The organism is Pseudonocardia humida (genome assembly GCF_023898865.1).
Lineage (GTDB): Bacteria > Actinomycetota > Actinomycetes > Mycobacteriales > Pseudonocardiaceae > Pseudonocardia > Pseudonocardia humida.
Window position 1 is genome coordinate 51,049 of sequence record NZ_JAGSOV010000023.1, and the last position, 13,916, is coordinate 64,964.

General features: G+C 75.6%; 18 protein-coding genes. 11 read left to right on the forward strand and 7 right to left on the reverse strand.

Going from position 1 to position 13,916, the window contains the following annotated elements:
- Positions 1-22 precede the first annotated feature (22 nt).
- From KDL28_RS10880 to KDL28_RS10900, 5 genes are all read left to right on the forward strand, one after another.
- Positions 23-1,264: a glycosyltransferase family 4 protein gene (locus KDL28_RS10880; protein WP_252437396.1), complete on the forward strand. Its 1,242-nt coding sequence runs from the start codon at positions 23-25 to the stop codon at positions 1,262-1,264.
- Positions 1,258-1,989, forward strand: a complete 732-nt coding sequence (locus tag KDL28_RS10885; protein WP_252437397.1) for a class I SAM-dependent methyltransferase — start codon at positions 1,258-1,260, stop codon at positions 1,987-1,989. Before KDL28_RS10880 ends, KDL28_RS10885 begins: the two co-directional genes overlap by 7 nt.
- Positions 1,986-3,059, forward strand: coding sequence for a prenyltransferase/squalene oxidase repeat-containing protein (locus KDL28_RS10890; protein WP_252437398.1), 1,074 nt, complete (start codon positions 1,986-1,988; stop codon positions 3,057-3,059). The genes KDL28_RS10885 and KDL28_RS10890 overlap by 4 nt, the downstream gene beginning before the upstream one ends.
- Positions 3,041-3,691, forward strand: a complete 651-nt coding sequence (locus KDL28_RS10895) for a class I SAM-dependent methyltransferase (RefSeq protein WP_252437399.1) — start codon at positions 3,041-3,043, stop codon at positions 3,689-3,691. The genes KDL28_RS10890 and KDL28_RS10895 overlap by 19 nt, the downstream gene beginning before the upstream one ends.
- 113 nt (positions 3,692-3,804) lie before the next feature.
- A complete protein-coding gene (locus KDL28_RS10900) occupies positions 3,805-4,230 on the forward strand; it encodes a hypothetical protein (protein ID WP_252437401.1) in 426 nt (141 codons plus the stop codon).
- A gap of 28 nt (positions 4,231-4,258) precedes the next feature.
- Here KDL28_RS10900 and KDL28_RS10905 read toward each other — a convergent pair whose 3' ends face one another.
- The gene (locus tag KDL28_RS10905; RefSeq protein WP_252437402.1) at positions 4,259-4,498 is read right to left on the reverse strand and encodes a hypothetical protein; all 240 of its coding nucleotides are present in this window, start codon (positions 4,496-4,498) and stop codon (positions 4,259-4,261) included.
- 231 nt (positions 4,499-4,729) lie between these two features.
- On the opposite strand from KDL28_RS10905, the gene KDL28_RS10910 reads away from it, so the two are divergent.
- The gene (locus KDL28_RS10910; protein ID WP_252437404.1) at positions 4,730-4,921 is read left to right on the forward strand and encodes a helix-turn-helix domain-containing protein; all 192 of its coding nucleotides are present in this window, start codon (positions 4,730-4,732) and stop codon (positions 4,919-4,921) included.
- 6 nt (positions 4,922-4,927) lie between these two features.
- Here KDL28_RS10910 and KDL28_RS10915 read toward each other — a convergent pair whose 3' ends face one another.
- Both KDL28_RS10915 and KDL28_RS10920 read right to left on the reverse strand, forming a co-directional pair.
- Complete coding sequence (locus KDL28_RS10915; protein ID WP_252437406.1) at positions 4,928-5,269, reverse strand: HNH endonuclease; 342 nt, start codon at positions 5,267-5,269, stop codon at positions 4,928-4,930.
- A 145-nt stretch (positions 5,270-5,414) separates the two neighbouring features.
- On the reverse strand, positions 5,415-6,344 hold the full coding sequence (locus tag KDL28_RS10920) for an ROK family protein (protein ID WP_252437407.1): 930 nt from the start codon (positions 6,342-6,344) through the stop codon (positions 5,415-5,417).
- Between the two features lie 118 nt (positions 6,345-6,462).
- Here KDL28_RS10920 and KDL28_RS10925 point away from each other — a divergent pair, with 118 nt between their 5' ends.
- Positions 6,463-7,338, forward strand: a complete 876-nt coding sequence (locus KDL28_RS10925; protein WP_252437408.1) for a sulfurtransferase — start codon at positions 6,463-6,465, stop codon at positions 7,336-7,338.
- Positions 7,339-7,457: 119 nt separating this feature from the next.
- Positions 7,458-8,675 carry a serine hydrolase domain-containing protein gene (locus tag KDL28_RS10930; protein ID WP_252437409.1) on the forward strand — a complete coding sequence of 406 codons (1,218 nt, stop codon included), beginning with the start codon at positions 7,458-7,460 and terminating at the stop codon, positions 8,673-8,675.
- 56 nt (positions 8,676-8,731) lie between these two features.
- On the opposite strand, the gene KDL28_RS10935 is transcribed toward KDL28_RS10930, so the two are convergent.
- Both KDL28_RS10935 and KDL28_RS10940 read right to left on the reverse strand, forming a co-directional pair.
- Positions 8,732-9,391: a response regulator gene (locus KDL28_RS10935; RefSeq protein WP_252437411.1), complete on the reverse strand. Its 660-nt coding sequence runs from the start codon at positions 9,389-9,391 to the stop codon at positions 8,732-8,734.
- On the reverse strand, positions 9,379-10,677 hold the full coding sequence (locus tag KDL28_RS10940) for a sensor histidine kinase (protein ID WP_252437413.1): 1,299 nt from the start codon (positions 10,675-10,677) through the stop codon (positions 9,379-9,381). The genes KDL28_RS10935 and KDL28_RS10940 overlap by 13 nt, the downstream gene beginning before the upstream one ends.
- 177 nt (positions 10,678-10,854) lie before the next feature.
- Between KDL28_RS10940 and KDL28_RS10945 the strand changes: the two genes are divergently transcribed.
- Complete coding sequence (locus tag KDL28_RS10945; protein WP_252437414.1) at positions 10,855-11,085, forward strand: hypothetical protein; 231 nt, start codon at positions 10,855-10,857, stop codon at positions 11,083-11,085.
- A 69-nt stretch (positions 11,086-11,154) separates the two neighbouring features.
- Positions 11,155-11,535 carry a cytochrome P450 gene (locus KDL28_RS10950; RefSeq protein WP_252437416.1) on the forward strand — a complete coding sequence of 127 codons (381 nt, stop codon included), beginning with the start codon at positions 11,155-11,157 and terminating at the stop codon, positions 11,533-11,535.
- 53 nt (positions 11,536-11,588) lie between these two features.
- Here the strand turns inward: KDL28_RS10950 and KDL28_RS10955 are convergent, their stop codons facing one another.
- Positions 11,589-11,954 (reverse strand): DUF4267 domain-containing protein, encoded by a 366-nt coding sequence (locus tag KDL28_RS10955; RefSeq protein WP_252437418.1) that lies wholly within the window; start codon positions 11,952-11,954, stop codon positions 11,589-11,591.
- A gap of 86 nt (positions 11,955-12,040) precedes the next feature.
- Here KDL28_RS10955 and KDL28_RS10960 point away from each other — a divergent pair, with 86 nt between their 5' ends.
- Positions 12,041-12,619: a TetR/AcrR family transcriptional regulator gene (locus tag KDL28_RS10960; protein WP_252437419.1), complete on the forward strand. Its 579-nt coding sequence runs from the start codon at positions 12,041-12,043 to the stop codon at positions 12,617-12,619.
- A 48-nt stretch (positions 12,620-12,667) separates the two neighbouring features.
- Here the strand turns inward: KDL28_RS10960 and KDL28_RS10965 are convergent, their stop codons facing one another.
- Positions 12,668-13,870: an NADH:flavin oxidoreductase gene (locus tag KDL28_RS10965; RefSeq protein WP_252437420.1), complete on the reverse strand. Its 1,203-nt coding sequence runs from the start codon at positions 13,868-13,870 to the stop codon at positions 12,668-12,670.
- Positions 13,871-13,916 lie beyond the last annotated feature (46 nt).

Here is a 13,916-nt window from a genome sequence, read left to right on the forward strand (position 1 = left end):
CGCTGGCGGGAGTCCGACCTTCGTGCGCATCGCGTTGCTGTCCTACCGCAGCAAGAACCACTCCGGCGGCCAAGGCGTGTACGTGCGGCAGCTCAGCCGCGGCCTGGCCGAGCTCGGCCACGAGGTCGAGGTGTTCTCCGGCCCGCCCTACCCCGACGGCCTCGATCCCCGCGTCCGGTTGACGCGCGTGCCGAGCCTGGACGTCTTCGGCCGGCCCGACGCCCCCCGCCTGCCCCCGCTGCGCGAGCTGGGCTCGGCGGCCGACGTGCTGGAGTACCTCACCACGGCGACGGGCTGCTTCGCCGAGCCGCTGGCCTTCAGCGCGCGCATGGCCCGGCTGATGCGCGAGCGGGCGGGCGACTTCGACGTCGTGCACGACAACCAGTCCCTCGGCTACGGGCTGCTGGCCCTGCACCGGCGCGGCATCCCGGTCGCGGCCACCATCCACCACCCGATCAGCCGCGACCGCCGGATCGCGGTGGCCGCCGCGCCCCGGCGCAAGAAGCTGCCGCTGCGGCGGTGGTACGGGTTCGTGCCGATGCAGGCGCGCGTGGCCCGCAGGCTGCCGGTGATCGTCGGCGTGTCCGAGGCCGCGGCCGCCGACACCGTCCACGACTTCCGGGTCGACCCCGCCCGGATCCGGGTCGTCCCGCTGGGCGTGGACGTCGAGCTGTTCCGCCCGGCCGGGCCGCGGGTCCCGGGCCGGATCGTGGCGGTGGCCAGCGCCGACCACCCGCTCAAGGGCGTCGACCACCTGCTCGACGCGGTGGCCAAGCTGCGCGCCGACCGCGACGTCGAGCTGCAGCTGGTCAGCACCCTGACCCCGGACGGCCCGACCGAGCGCCGGATCGCCGCGCTCGGCCTGGGCGACTGCGTGCACGTGCGCAGCGGCGTCACCGACGCCGAGCTGGCCGCCCTGCTGGCCTCGGCCGAGGTCATGTGCGTGCCCTCGCGGTACGAGGGGTTCTCGCTGCCCACGGTGGAGGCGATGGCCTGCGGCACGCCGGTGGTCGCCAGCCGGACCGGGGCGCTGCCCGAGGTCGTCGGCCCCGACGGCGGCGCCGGGCTGCTCGTGCCCCCGGGCGACATCGAGGCGCTGACCGCGGCGCTGTCGCGGGTGCTCGGCTCGACCGCCGAGCGCGAGCGCCTCGGCGCGGCCGGGCGGGCCCGGGCGACCGAGCGCTTCAGCTGGACCGCCGTGGCCCGGGCCACCGAGGCCGCCTACCGCGAGGCCATCGCCGCGACGGGGCGGCGTCCGTGCTGACCGTCGACTTCGACCGCCTGCGCGTCGGACGGCGCACCCGCTTCATCGACGTCGGCGCCGGCGCCGGGCGGCACTCGTTCGAGGCGCTGCGCCGCGGCGCCGATGTCGTGGCGTTCGACCAGGACGCCGCCGAGCTCGACCAGGTCGCCGAGTGGTTCGCCGCGCTGGAGGCCGCGGGCGAGGTCCCGCCCGGCGGCGAGGGCCGCGTGCAGGTCGGCGACGCCCTCGCCCTGCCCTACCCCGACGACTGGTTCGACTGCGTGCTGGCCTCGGAGATCCTCGAGCACGTCCCGCAGGACGAGCGGGCCATCGCGGAGCTGGTGCGGGTGCTCGCCCCGGGCGGCACCCTCGGCGTCACGGTGCCGCGCTGGCTGCCCGAGCGGATCTGCTGGGCGCTGTCGGACTCCTACCACGCCAACGAGGGCGGCCACGTCCGCATCTACCGGGCACGCGAGCTCGTCGGGAAGGTGCAGGCGGCGGGCGTGCGGCTGACCCACCGCCACCACGCGCACGCCCTGCACTCCCCGTACTGGTGGCTCAAGTGCGCGGTGGGCACCGAGCGGGAGTCGCACCCGCTCGTCGAGGCGTACCACAAGCTGCTGGTCTGGGACATGATGAAGGCCCCGGCGCTCACCCGTGGCCTGGAACGCGCGCTCGACCCGGTGATCGGCAAGAGCGTGGCGCTGTACTTCGTCAAGCCGGTCCTCCCGGCGGCGGCCCCGTGAGCCGGTTGCCCAGCGTCGGCGGGGTGTTCAGCGAGCAGCGGTGCCGGCGGACCGCGGCCGCGATCGCGGCGGTCCAGCAGCCGTCGGGGGCGCTGCCGTGGTTCACCGGCGGGCGCACCGACCCGTGGGACCACGTGCAGGCCGCCATGGCCCTCAGCGCGACGGGGCTGCGCGAGCAGGCCGACGCGGCGTTCGAGTGGACGCGCACCGCGCAGCGCCCGGACGGCTCGTGGGCGGCCGAGTACCGCGGCGACGCGGTCGTCGACGAGTACACCGACGCCAACTTCTGCGCCTACCCGGCCACCGGCGTCTGGCACCACTGGCGGGTCTTCGGCGACCGCGGCTTCGTGGAGCGGATGTGGCCGACCGTGCGCCGCGGCATCGACGTCGTGCTCGGCCTGCGGGCCCCGGGCGGGCAGGTCTGGTGGGCCCGCGACGTCGACGGCAGCATCCGCCGCGAGGCCCTGCTCACCGGCAACGCCAGCATCCACCTCAGCCTGCGCTGCGCGATCGGGCTCGCCGAGGTCGTCGGCGAGGCCGTGCCGGAGCTGGAGCTGGCCGCCGACGGGGTCCGCCACTCCCTCGACGGGCACCCCGAGCGCTACGCCGACAAGTCGCGCTACTCCATGGACTGGTACTACCCGGTCCTCGGCGGGGCGCTGCCCGTCCCGGTCGCCCGGGCCCGGCTGGCCGCGCACCGCGCCGAGTTCGTCGTCGACGGGCTGGGCATCCGCTGCGTCGCCGACCGGCCCTGGGTGACCGGCGCGGAGACCTGCGAGTACGTGCTCGCCCTCGACGCCGCCGGGCTCACCGCCGAGGCGCACGCGCAGTTCGCCGCGATGCAGCACCTGCGCGACCCGGACGGCTCCTACTGGACCGGCCTGGTCTACCCCGACCGCGCCCGCTGGCCGGTGGAGCGCAGCACCTGGACCGCGGCCACGGTCGTGCTCGCGGCGGACGCGCTGTCGCGCACCACCGCGGGCAACGGCCTGTTCCGCGGCGAGGGGCTGCCACCGGGCACGATGAGCCCGACGCTGGAAGGGACGTGCCGGTGCCCGACATCCCGCTGACCCGCGAGTTCCCGGCGCGGCTCGCCGCCGTCGCCGAGGGCGTGCGCGGCTTCATGCCGGTCGAGGAGGGCCTGGCCCTGCACGCGGCCGCCGTCGACGCGCTGGCCGCGGCCGGTGGCGGGCTGGCCGTCGAGATCGGGACCTACTGCGGCAAGTCGACGGTCTACCTGGGCCACGCCGCCGCGGCCACCGGCGGCCACGTGATCACCGTCGACCACCACCGCGGCTCCGAGGAGCACCAGGTCGGCTGGGAGTACCACGACCCCGAGCTGGTCGACGGCACCGGTCGGCTGGACACGCTGCCCGTGCTGCGCCGGACGCTGGCCGACGCGGAGCTGGAGGACGTCGTGACCCCGGTGGTGGGCCGGTCGGCCACGGTCGCCCGGTGGTGGCGCCACCCGATCGACTTCCTGTTCGTCGACGGCGGCCACACCGACGAGGCCGCCCAGGCCGACTACCGCGGGTGGGCGCCGCTGGTCCGCGCCGGCGGCACGCTGGTCATCCACGACGTGTTCCCCGACCCGGCCGACGGCGGCCAGGCCCCCTACCGCATCTACCGCGCCGCCCTCGACGAGGGCGGCTTCACCGAGACCTCGGTGACCGGCTCGCTGCGCGTGCTGCGTCGCGGCTGAGGGCGCCGGCGTTTCCCCCGGTGCCTCCGATGTGACGAGGCACTCATGCCCGGTTCGCCGACGGCTGCCGTATGTCCGTCCCGCTCGGCGCTCCGACGTCCTACGGTCGGGGGGTGACCGTGAACGACCGTGTCGAGATCGTGCGCTTCAGCGGGGGTGAGCACGACGGCCTGGTCGTCGAGGCCCCGCCGCACATCGCCGCCCGCCTGCACGCGATGAGGTTCGAGGTCCTGGCCACCGGCCGGCTCTACGACCTCACCGACCAGTGCCGCATCCCCGGCGCACGCGCGGTCGCCCCGCCCGCCGTACCCCCGGCCGCTCCCCCGGCTGCGACTCCACCGGTCGCCGTGCCGGCCGCGGCGCCGCTGCCGACTGCCGTGATCCCGGCCCCCACGCCCTCCCCCGACCAGCAGGCGCCCGCGGTGCCCGCGCTGCCGGAGGCGCTCCGCTTCGCCGACCCCGAGCCCGCGGTGCAGCGGCGCGCGGTGCCACCCGTGCCGACGATGCCGGTGTTCCAGCCGGGCCGGTCCACCGACTGAGGGCGCACGCCGCCCCGTCAGTCCGGCGTCACCGGTGCAGCTCGCGGGCCGCGTCGGCGACGGCCCGGGCCCCGCACGGGTGCGGGACGTAGTCGGGGGTTCCGTAGCCGGGGCGCCCGCACAGCGGTGCGGCGCAGTGGCCGGACTCGGTCGGGACGTGCTCCTGGATGAGCCTGCGCCAGGTCGGCGGGTCCCCGGAGAGCAGCGCCGCGAACGCTCGGAAGATCGCTCCGGAGTCCGGCCGGGACGGTTCGGTAGGTTCGGTCATGGGTCTTGCCCTCCAGTTCAGGGCGGGATCAAGGGCTCGGCCGGTGTTCCCGCACCGGTCGAGCCCGCCGTGTTCCTGCGGGTACCTAGCGTAGCCGAGAAAACGGACAGACGGTAGTCAATCTGAGCGGATTTGGGTGATTCGCAGCGTACATACGTAGTTCGCAGGGGTTAGCAATGAGCACCTTGTTGCAGGTCATTGCGGGTGTGACCAGGTACTAACGTGATCGACATGCCGCGCCCGACCCCGTTGATGACGACCTCGGAGGCGGCACGCGCGCTGGGGATCCACCCGAAGACCCTCAGCAAGTACGTCAGCGACGGCAAGCTGAGGCCGACGCTGCGACTGCCCTCCGGGCACATGCGCTGGGACCTGGAAGCCCTCAAGGCGCAGCTCCGGGACATGGACGACCCCGACGACTGACCGCCGCTACCGCTCGGCGAACCCGGCCAGGATCTGCCCGTGGCGCTCCAGGAACGCCCGCTCGTCGAGCCGCTTGCGCCGCAGCCACCCGGTGACCTCGGCATTGCACTTGCTGGCGTTGCACGACCGGCACGCCGGCACCACGTTGTCCACGGTGTAGCGGCCCCCGCGCGAGACGGGCAGGACGCAGTCGCGCTGCGGCGAGCCGTCCTCGGCGCCGCAGTACGCGCACCCGCCCCAGGCCGCGCGCAGGGCCGCCCACTGCTCGTCGGTCAGGTCGTGGGTGACCGCGGCCATCCGCTTGCGGCGGCGCGCCCCGATCCGCGCCTTGCGACTCCTCGCGACCACCACGGCAGCCTAGTGCGGTGGCTGCGGCGAGCCCGCGAGCGTCTTCGCAGAGGCAGCGCGCTCCTCGCAGCGGCCACAGCACGTGCGAGGAGCACGGAGAGTCTGCGAAGAGGCACCCGAACTCCGCACCCGCCACCGCCGGGGCTCAGGCCGTGGGCGCCTCCGCGAGCGCGAGCTCGGCCAGCAGCAGCGCACCGGCCGGTCCGGCCATCCCGCCCAGGCCCGCCGGGACGACGAAGTCGTCGGCGCCGTGCTCGGGCAGCGCCCCGTAGCCCGCCATGACCTCGCCCAGCCGCGAGCGCAGCCGCGGGAACAACCCGGGCAGCTGCGGCACGCTGCCGCCGATCACCACCCGCTGCGGGGCCAGCGCGTAGACGACGGTGCGGACGGCCTCGGCCAGGTAGCCGGCCTCCCACTCCACCGCGCGCCGCAGGTCGTCGCCGTCGAGCTGCTCGCCGGGGCGGCCGAACCGGGCGGCGACGGCCGGGCCGGCCGCCATCCCCTCCAGGCAGTCGCCGTGGAAGGGGCACCGCCCGGGGAAGTCGTCGCCGGGCTGGCGGGGCACGCTCATGTGGCCCATCTCGGGGTGCCCGAGACCCGTGGGCAGGCGCCCGTCGACCACCGCGGCGGCGCCGACGCCGGTGCCGACGGTCATGTAGACGTAGGTGTCCAGCCCGCGCGCCGCCCCCCAGCGGCCCTCCCCCAGCGCCGCGCCCGCCACGTCGGTGTGCAGGCCGACCGGCACGCCCAGCGCCCCGCGCAGCGCGCCGACCACGTCGACGTCGCGCCATCCCGGCTTCGGGCTGGCGGTGATGAAGCCGTACTGCGGGTGGTCGCGGCGCAGCTCCACGGGCCCGAACGACCCGACGCCGATCGCGGCGGGCGCCGGCTCGGCGGCGAAGAACGCGATCACCTCGGCCAGGGTCGAGGCCGGGTCGCGCGTCGGGATCCGCGTCGAGGCGGTGATGTCGGCCGGCGACGAGCCGAGCAGGCACACGAACTTGGTGCCGCCCGCCTCGACCGCGCCGAAGCGCACCGGCGTGGCACGGCCGTCGGTCGGCTGCGAGGTGATCACCGGAGCACCGTAGGCCCGGCGCGGCCCGCGGGCACCACCACCGGTGAGCGCACTCACGCCGTCCCCGTCGCCCCTCGTCCCTTGTCGACGACGAGGGGACCGGCCTAGCGTCCGGCCCATGTCCCCCACCCCGCCCCCGCTGGTCACGGCCGACGAGCTCGCCGCGCTGCTCGACGGCGCGCCCGACGACGTCCGGGTCGTCGACGCCTCCACCCGCCTCGCCCTGGCCGGGGAGGGCGAGCCGTACACCGCGACACCCGCCCGCGACGGCTACCTGGCCGAGCACGTGCCCGGCGCGGTGTTCGCCGACATCCCCGGCGCGTTCTCCGACCCCGACGCCCGGTTCGCCTTCACCCTGCCCTCCCCGTCGCGGTTCGCCGCGGCCGCCGCGGAGCTGGGCATCGGCGACCGCACCCACGTCGTCGCCTACGACACCGGCGGCAGCGCCTGGGCCACCCGCCTGTGGTGGCTGCTGCGGACCTTCGGCCACGACGGGGTCTCCGTGCTCGACGGCGGCCTGGGGGCGTGGAAGGCCGCGGGCCACCCGGTCGAGTCCGGGGAGGTGGCCGTCCCGGCCGCGACGTTCACCCCGCGCCTGCGCTCGGACCTCGTCGCCACCACCGACGAGGTCCGCCGGCTCGGCTCCGGGACCGGCGTCCTGGTCAACGCGCTGGACCCGGCCACCTTCCGCGGCGAGTCCGAGACGTCGCCCTACTCCCGCCGCGGGCGCATCCCCGGCAGCCGCAACCTGCCCCGCGACACGCTGCTCGACCCGGCGACCGGCCGGTTCCTGGACCTGCCCGCGCTGGCGGAGAAGCTGCAGGCGGCCGGGATCCTCGACGGGCAGCGCGCGGTGGCCTACTGCGGCGGCGGCATCGCCGCCACCGTGCCGGCGTTCGCGGCGTTCCTGGTCAGCGGGGCGGAGGTCGCGGTCTACGACGGGTCGCTCTCGGAGTGGACAGCGGACCCCGCGCTCCCGGTGGAGACCGGCTGACCCGAGCCGGCGGGTAGCGCCTGCTGTACCCGGGGTGGGCAGCTGGAGGGATCGATCTTCACCCCGGTCCCGGAGAGGCTTTGCGGGTCCGAGAACGCCGACCCGCAGGAGCAGCTCCCATGTCCGACCGCACCGACCACTCCCCCGGCACCGCCGGCCCGTCCTCGTTCACCCCGCGCCGGGTGGTGTCGGTGCTGGCGGCGCTCGCGGTCCTCGGCGGCGGCACCGCGCTGGCCGCGTCCGCGGAGTTCGGCGCCCCGCCCGCGAACGCCGCCGCCGCCGTCCAGGCCACCCCGGACGCGGTCCAGCGGGGCCTGGACGGCCTGGTCCGCGACGACGGGTTCCCCGGCGCGCTCGCCGCCGTGCGGGACGCCGACGGGCACACCCGGCACTACACGGCCGGGGTCGGTGACCTGGCCACCGGCGAGGAGGTGCCCGTCGACGGGCGGGTGCGCATCGCCAGCAACACCAAGATGTTCACCGCGGTCGTCGTCCTGCAGCTCGTGCAGGAGGGGCTGGTCGACCTGGACGCGCCGATCGAGACCTACCTGCCCGGCCTGGTCCGCGGCGAGGGGATCGACGGCCGCGTGATCACCGTGCGCCAGCTGCTGCAGCACACCAGCGGCCTGGCCGACTACGACGACAAGCTGGCCGCCGACGGCCTGCTCGCGCTGCGCGACGGCCACCACGAGCCGCGGGAGCTGGTCGAGCTGGGCCTGTCCACCCCGGCGCTGTTCGCCCCGGGCACCGGCTGGGCCTACGGCAACACCAACTACGTGCTGGCCGGCCTGCTCGTCGAGGAGGTCACCGGCAACCCGGTCGGCGACGAGATCACCGAGCGGGTGATCGACCGCATCGGGCTGGAGCACACCTACTGGCCCGCCGCCGACGACCGCACCATCCGCGGCCCGCACCCGCACGGCTACGTCGCGCTCGACCCGAGCGCCCCGCCGGTCGACTTCACCGAGCAGGACGTCACGGCGGCCTGGGCGGCCGGCGCGCTGATCAGCACCCCGTCCGACGTCAACCGGTTCATGACCGCGCTGGTCGGGGGTGAGCTGCTGGAGCCCGCCGAGCTGGAGCAGATGCAGCGCACCGTCGACGCCCCCGAGTTCGACGCCTCCGGCGACGCGCGGTACGGGCTCGGCCTGGCGACCTTCTCGCTGAGCTGCGGTGGGACCGCGTGGACCCACGGCGGCACGGCGCTGGGCTACCAGACCGCCAACGCCGTCACCGCCGAGGGCCGCGCGGCCGCGCTGACCGTCACCGCCCTGCCGGGTTCGCTGGACGCGGCGCGGCACGTCGACGCCGCGCTGGACACCGCGCTCTGCGGCTGACCCGACCGCTCCCGATCGTCCCCACCGCCCCGACCCCGGCCGCACCGCGGCCGGGGTCAGACCCGTCGCCGGGCGTCCTCCAGGTAGTGCAGCACCGCGGCCACCCGGCGGTCGGTCCGGTCGGTGGGGGCCAGGTCGAGCTTGCCGAAGATGCTGCGGATGTGCTTGTGCACCGCGCCCTCGGAGACCACCAGCCGCTCGGCGATGGCCGCGTTGCCCAGCCCCTCGGCCATCACCGCGAGCACGTCGCGCTCGCGGGGGCTGAGCCGGTCGAGCCGGCTGTCGGGGTGGTTGCGGGTGAGCAGCTGGGCGACGACGTCCGGGTCGATGGCCGTGCCGCCGTCGGCCACCCGGTGCAGGGCGTCGAGGAACTGCTCGACCCGGCCGACCCGCTCCTTGAGCAGGTAGCCCAGCCGGGTCGCGCCGCGGGTCAGCAGGTCGGTGGCGAACGCCTGCTCGACGTAGGCGGACAGCACCAGGACCGCCAGGTCGGGCCGGCGGCGCCGGGCCTCGACGGCCGCCACGATCCCCTCGTCGGTGTGCGTCGGCGGCATCCGCACGTCCACGATGGCCACGTCGGGGTGGTGCTCGTCGACCGCGGCCAGCAGCGCGTCCGGGCCGTCGACGGCGGCCACCACGTCGAGCCCCTCGGCGCGCAGCAGCAGCGCGAGCCCCTCGCGCAGCAGGGGGTCGTCCTCGGCGATCACGATCCGCACGGCAGCTCCACCTCGATGGTCGTCGGCCCGCCGGGCGGGCTGGTCAGGGCGAACCGGCCGTCGAACGCCTCGGCGCGGCGGCGGATGCCGGCCAGCCCGGAGCCGGCGGCGCCGTCCGCGCCGCCCTTCCCGTCGTCGTCGACCCGCACGAGCAGCCGGTCGGCACGGCGGGAGACCGCGACCGCCGCGGCGCGGGCCCCGCTGTGCTTGGCGATGTTGGTCAGCGCCTCGGCGACCACGAAGTAGGCGGTCGCCTCGACGGAGGCGGCGCACCGGCCGGCGCCGGTGTCGAGGTCGACCTCCAGCCGGCAGGGCACCGGGCAGGCCGCGGCCAGCCCGGCCAGCGATCCCTCCAGCCCGCGGTCGGCCAGCACCGGCGGCAGGATGCTGCGCACCACCGTGCGCAGCTCGGCCAGCGCCTGCTCCGCGGCGTCCTGGGCGCGGCCCAGGACGTCCGCGGCGGCGGCCGGGTCGCGGGCCAGCGCCCGCCGCGCCGCGCCGACCAGGACGGTGACGGCGACCAGCCGGTTCTGCGCCCCGTCGTGCAGCGACCGCTCGATCCGGCGCAGCTCGACGGCGTGCGCGTCCAGCGCCGCGGCCCGGGTGGCGGTCAGCTCGGCGACCCGCACCGACAGGTCGGTCTCCGGGTCCGGCGGCAGCAGTCGCCACCCGGGCCGTGACTGCAGCCGGGCCATGACCGGGGACAGCCCGACCGTGAGGACCAGCCACACCAGGCTGAACGGGACGACCGCGAGCGCGGTGGGCCAGTCCTGCACGGTCCACGGGACCAGGCTCGGGGTGGCATCGTCGGGCGGCAGCAGGTACCACCACAGCGGGAACGTCACGTCGGTGATCACCGACAGCGGCAGCGTCAGGCCCACCACGCTGAGCAGCAGCCCCGCCGTCCCGTGCAGGGCCAGCCACCCCAGCTCGCGCCGGGTGGTGGGGTCGGCGGCCGCGGCCCGCAGCCCGGTCGGCACCGGTCCCGGACCGACGATCTCCGGGCCGTAGCGGCCCAGCCGGGCGCGTTCCCGGTCGGCGGCCAGTCGCAGCACCTGCAGCGCCACCGGCACCAGCAGCCGCCCGACCCAGAGCAGGCAGGCCAGCCCGACCAGCACCACCCCGAGCAGGGCGACCAGCGCCAGTAGCGCGGTGCCGAGCCCGGCGCCGAGCTGGTCGAGCGCCACCAGGGTGCTGCGACTGAGCCGTCGGGTGGCCCGCCGAACGCCGCCCCGGTGGGCGGGGGTCGTCGCGGGCTCCGCCGTGGCACGACCGGGCGCCGGCATCCGCACCTCCTCGACGCCGACCCTATGGCGCCGGGAGCGGCCGGCCCGCGCCGGGGCACGCCGGTACAGCCTGCTGTACCCCGGATCGGGCAGCTGACGGGATCGTCGGGCGGGTCGCCGCTCCGTAGCGTTCACGACATCAGCACGACACCGCACCGACCACCCGAGGAGCCCACCATGACCAGCTACGAGCCCCCCACCGTCGTCCCCGAGGCCAACCCCCGCCCCGCCCCCGGATCGGTCGCCCTGCGGGCGCTGCTGGGGGTGGTGCTGGCGATCGGCCTGGTCGGCAACGCGTTCATCTCCTTCGCCGACACCGGGAGCCTGGTGCTGCACGGGGTGTTCGGCGGGCTCAGCCTGCTGGGAGTCGTCGGGCTCGTGGTGCTGTGGCGGCGCACCCGGCGGTGACGCCGGGCGTCGGAGGGCCCGCGCGAGGTCGACCGACCAGCTCGATCGACCGGCCCGACCGCGGCACCCGTGGGCGGCGCGACCGCCGTGGCACGCTGGGCCCGTGACGACGACGTCCGGACCGCAGGCCGACCCGGCGCACCTCGCCTGGCCGGGCACCCGGTCCGCGCCGGGCAGAAGGTGCTGCTGTTCTGCTGCTCGGCCAACCGCGACGAGGACGTGTTCGCCGACCCGGACCGCGTCGACGTCACCCGCTCCCCCAACCCGCACCTGGGCTTCGGCGGCCCGGGCCCGCACTACTGCCTGGGCGCCGACCTGGCCCGCCTGGAAGCCACCACGATGCTGCGCGAGCTGTTCACCCGGCTGCCCGGGATCCGCGCGGTGGGCGAGCCCGAGACGCTGCTGTCCAACTTCACCGACGGCGTCAAGCGGATGCGGCTCGCGATCTGAGCCGGGAGCGGGCTCCTCGCGCACGACACTGTCGATCTCGCCGTGCCGATCCCTCAGACCGCGAAGAGCAGCGCCGCGCTGACCAGGACGGCCACGGCGGTCGCGAAGTGGACGCCGAACGCGACGGCCTTCGTGCCGCCGTTGCGCAGCACGACGACCGTGTCACCGAGGGGCACGAGCGCGACGACCAGCATGAACCAGGCCTCGGCCTGCGCGCCGGCGAACGCCAGCAGGGCCAGGCCCACCAGGCCGTAGCTGCTGTCGCGCACTCCCTTGATCGTCAGGTAGGCGATGTCCTTCGTGGCGGGCACCCCGTACCCGGCGGCCGCGGCCCACGGCGCGAACAGGAACCGCAGGCCGATGAACAGGATCATGAGGTTCAGCAGGATGGCGAGCCCGTAGGCGATGGCGGTGAGCATCTCCGACTCCGTTCTAGCGTTGCTAGGTATGCGTACAACGCTAGCAGATCGGCGACAGCAGCCCTAGCGTTGCTAGGATCACAAGCATGTCCATCCAATCGCGCCGGGAGCGCGAACGCGCGGAGCGCGAGAAGCTGATCGTCACGGCGGCCCGGGAGCTGGCCGAGGCCGAGGGCTGGGACGCGGTGACCACGCGCCGCCTGGCCGAGCAGGTCGAGTACAGCCAGCCCGTGCTGTACAGCCACTTCGCCGGCAAGGACGCGATCATGGCGGCCGTCGCGGTGGAGGGCTTCGCCGACCTGGGCGAGGCGCTGGCCGCCGCCCGTGCCCGCGTGGCGGCGCCGGAGGCGCTCGCGGCGGTGGCCGAGACCTACACGTCGTTCGCCGAGCGCCGCCCGGCCCTGTACGACGCGATGTTCAGCCAGGCGGTCGACCTGCCGTTCGCGACCGCCGATGCCCCGGAACCACTGCACACGGCGTTCAACGAGATCGTCGAAGCGGTCCGCCCGCACGCCGGCGCCGCCCACCCGGCCCTGGTGACCGAGACCTTCTGGGCCGCCCTGCACGGCCTGGCCACGCTGACCCGGGGCCGCCGACTCCCCCGCCACGCCCACGACGACAGGCTGGCGCTCCTGCTGGCCCGCTTCACCCGCGCACCCGACTGAGGACCCGGCGTCGGAGCGCCCTGCCCTGCCGTAGACGGCCCGAAGCCCTCAGACCTCCGGCTGCGGCACCAGCACGCACCGGCTCCCGCGGAAGATCGTCACCATGCACTTGTTGCTGTGGTTGCACAACGAGCGCGTGCCCGCGTCCGCGGCGATCCGGTTGACCAGGTCGGGCTGGCGCAGCAGGGCGCGGGCCATGGCCACGAACCCGAACCCCTCGCGCATCGCCGTGTCCATGCCCGCGCGGTCGGTGATGCCGCCGAGCAGGACCATCGGCAGGTCGACGGCGGCCCGGATCTGGCGGGCGTCGTCGAGGAGGTAGGCGTCGCGGTAGGGGTACTCGCGCAGGAAGCGCGCGCCGACCAGCCGCACGCCGGTGCGGATCGGGCGCGGCATCACCGCGGCGAACTCGCGCACCGGCGCGCCGCCCCGGAACAGGTACATCGGGTTGAGCAGGGAACTGCCCACCGTCATCTCCAGCGCGTCGACGGTGCCGTCGTGCTCGAGCCACCGGGCCAGCACGACCGCCTCGTCCAGCCAGAACCCGCCCGGCACGCCGTCGTCCATGTTGAGCTTGGCCAGCACGGCGATGCGGTCGCCCGCCGCGTCGCGCACCGCGTGCATGATCCGGCGGGCGAGGCGGGCCCGGTTCTGCAGGTCGCCGCCGAACTCGTCGGTGCGGCGGTTCAGCCGGGGCGAGAGGAACGCGCTGGCCAGGTAGTTGTGCCCGAGGTGCACCTTGACCGCGTCGAACCCGGTCTCGATCGCCATGCGCACGGCGGCGCCGTGCGCGGTGACGATCCGGTCCAGGTCCTCGCGGGTGGCGGCGCGCACCGCGCGCATCGAGACCGGGTTGAGCCTGCGGCTGGGGCCGAGCGCGGGCAGCCCGGTCCGGGTGGCGTCGCCCACCGGTCCGGAGTGCCCGATCTGCGCGGACACCGCGGCGCCCTCGGCGTGCACGGCGTCGGTCAACCGGCGCAGGCCCGGCAGCGCCTCGGGGCGCCAGACGATCTGGTGGCCGTCGGTGCGGCCCTCCGGGGCGACGGCGCAGTAGGCGAGCGTGGTCATGCCGACGCCGCCCGCGGCGTGCGCCACGTGGAAGTCGATCAGGGCGTCGGTGACCAGGCCGCGGCGCGCCATGTTCTCGTAGGTGGCGGACTTGATCGTCCGGTTGCGCAGCGTCGTCGGCCCGATCCGGCCCGGGGAGAACACGTCGGGCGGTGGCGGCGGTGCTGGTGTCGCGGCGGTCATCGTCGGGGGCCTCCTCCCCCGCGACTCCACCACCCCGACCCCGACC

Bases quoted from the DNA above. Each gene is read 5' to 3' on its own strand.
- KDL28_RS10930 (WP_252437409.1), top strand. From the start codon at position 7,458: ATGTCCGACCGCACCGACCACTCCCCCGGCACCGCCGGCCCGTCCTCG.
- KDL28_RS10925 (WP_252437408.1), top strand. From the start codon at position 6,463: ATGTCCCCCACCCCGCCCCCGCTGGTCACGGCCGACGAGCTCGCCGCG.
- KDL28_RS10965 (WP_252437420.1), bottom strand. From the start codon at position 13,870: ATGACCGCCGCGACACCAGCACCGCCGCCACCGCCCGACGTGTTCTCC.
- KDL28_RS10945 (WP_252437414.1), top strand. From the start codon at position 10,855: ATGACCAGCTACGAGCCCCCCACCGTCGTCCCCGAGGCCAACCCCCGC.
- KDL28_RS10955 (WP_252437418.1), bottom strand. From the start codon at position 11,954: ATGCTCACCGCCATCGCCTACGGGCTCGCCATCCTGCTGAACCTCATG.
- KDL28_RS10905 (WP_252437402.1), bottom strand. From the start codon at position 4,498: ATGACCGAACCTACCGAACCGTCCCGGCCGGACTCCGGAGCGATCTTC.
- KDL28_RS10910 (WP_252437404.1), top strand. From the start codon at position 4,730: ATGCCGCGCCCGACCCCGTTGATGACGACCTCGGAGGCGGCACGCGCG.
- KDL28_RS10960 (WP_252437419.1), top strand. From the start codon at position 12,041: ATGTCCATCCAATCGCGCCGGGAGCGCGAACGCGCGGAGCGCGAGAAG.
- KDL28_RS10940 (WP_252437413.1), bottom strand. From the start codon at position 10,677: ATGCCGGCGCCCGGTCGTGCCACGGCGGAGCCCGCGACGACCCCCGCC.